This window comes from Mesorhizobium sp. M1E.F.Ca.ET.063.01.1.1, assembly GCF_003998155.1.
GTDB lineage: Bacteria > Pseudomonadota > Alphaproteobacteria > Rhizobiales > Rhizobiaceae > Mesorhizobium.
Genome location: NZ_RZSC01001046.1, coordinates 1 through 1,615, shown reverse-complemented (window position 1 = coordinate 1,615; position 1,615 = coordinate 1). Strand labels below are relative to the sequence as shown.

Sequence of the window (1,615 nt, the reverse complement as noted above, 5' to 3'; positions counted from 1 at the left end):
CGCATGCCGAGGCGTTGGTGACGGCCAGTCCGTCGCCCTGGACTTACATCGCCACTGCGCAGGCCTATGACGACGAGATGCGCGAGCGCATCGCGCTGCATCGCGCTCGGCGCGGCGAAGGCTGGGTGACGATTGATGCGCCGCTCGATCTTGTCGGCGCGATCGAGGCTTTGCCCGATCACCAGCCGGTGCTGATCGATTGCCTGACATTGTGGCTGACCAATCATATGCTGGCGGAACATGATGTCGAGGCCGAGTGCCGGCGGCTCTCGGATGTGCTGTCGCGTCCGCGCGGGCCTTGGTTCGTGGTATCGAACGAAGTCGGGCTTGGCATCGTGCCGGACAATGCGCTGGCGCGCCGGTTCCGCGATGCCGCCGGCCGGCTCAACCAGCAGGTCGCGGCCGTTGCCGATAGTGTGCTGATGATGGTGGCGGGGCTGCCGCTCAAGGTGAAGTGACATGGCCGAAATCGACGACAAGATCATCGACGACGGGGACGCCGAACGCCATCGCGCCAAGATGGTCAAGCGCAAGGCGGTGCAGGATGCCGAGGTAGCGGGCAAGACGATCGAGAAGGGCCTGCTGATCGTCAACACCGGACCTGGCAAGGGCAAGACAACGGCGGCCTTCGGCCTGGCGCTCAGGATGCTCGGCTACGGCAAGCGCGTCGGCGTCGTCCAGTTCATCAAGGGCAAATGGCACACCGGCGAAAAGGATGCTTTCGCGGCCTTCGGCGACCGCGTCGTCTGGCATGCGATGGGCGAGGGGTTCACCTGGGAGACGCAGGACCTGAAGCGCGACATCGCCGCCGCCGAGGCTGCCTGGGCCAAGGCGCTGGAACTGATGGCCGATCCCTCGATCAGCCTCGTCGTGCTCGACGAGCTCAACATCGCTTTGCGCTACGACTATCTCGATCTGGAAAAGGTGGTTGCGGCGCTGAAGGCGCGCCGCGAGGGTCTGCATGTCATCGTCACCGGCCGCAACGCCAAGCCGCTGCTGGTCGAAGCGGCCGATCTCGTCACCGAGATGGGGCTGACCAAGCACCACTTCTCGGCAGGCGTGAAGGCGCAGCAGGGAATTGAATTCTAAGGTGTGTCGATATTCAGGTGATGCCGGCCTGCGAACGGCCTGACCTGAACCTCAACACACCTTAGCCGGCGATCAAGATGGTCAGGTAAATCACGATCGCTGACAGGATGCCGAACAGGGCAATCAGCAGCCAATCGGCGACGCGGTAAAGCTTCAGCGCTTGCCTTATATCTGTGCTTTCGGCCTCGCGACGGCCGCCTTCGCCCATGAAGGCGTCCTCGACGATCTCGCCGCCATAGCTGCGCGGCCCGGCCAGGGACAAGCCCAGGGCGCCGGCCATGGCGGCCTCGGGCCAGCCGGCATTGGGCGAACGATGCTTCTTCGCGTCGCGGCGCATCACCTGCCAGGCATTGCGGGGATCGGCGCCTTTGACCAGGAAGGCTGCCAGCACGATCAGCATGCCGGTGAGGCGCGATGCCGGCAGGTTGATCCTGTCATCGAATAGCGCTGCGGCGCGGCCGAAAGCCTCGTGTTTCGGCGTGCGATGGCCGATCATCGAATCGGCGGTGTTGGCGGCCTTGTAGGC

At 64.5% G+C, this 1,615-nt stretch carries 3 protein-coding genes; 2 read left to right on the top strand and 1 reads right to left on the bottom strand.

Features of this window, described 5'->3' with window-relative positions; genetic code table 11:
- The coding region (gene cobU / locus EOA29_RS35820; protein ID WP_127222353.1) for a bifunctional adenosylcobinamide kinase/adenosylcobinamide-phosphate guanylyltransferase at positions 1–458 on the top strand (458 nt) is incomplete at its 5' end.
- A 1-nt stretch (position 459) separates the two neighbouring features.
- Positions 460–1,089 (top strand): cob(I)yrinic acid a,c-diamide adenosyltransferase, encoded by a 630-nt coding sequence (gene cobO / locus EOA29_RS35815; protein WP_126093242.1) that lies wholly within the window; start codon positions 460–462, stop codon positions 1,087–1,089.
- Between the two features lie 61 nt (positions 1,090–1,150).
- On the opposite strand, the gene EOA29_RS35810 is transcribed toward cobO, so the two are convergent.
- Positions 1,151–1,615: cobalamin biosynthesis protein (locus EOA29_RS35810; protein WP_189479105.1), on the bottom strand; the 465-nt coding region annotated here is incomplete at its 5' end.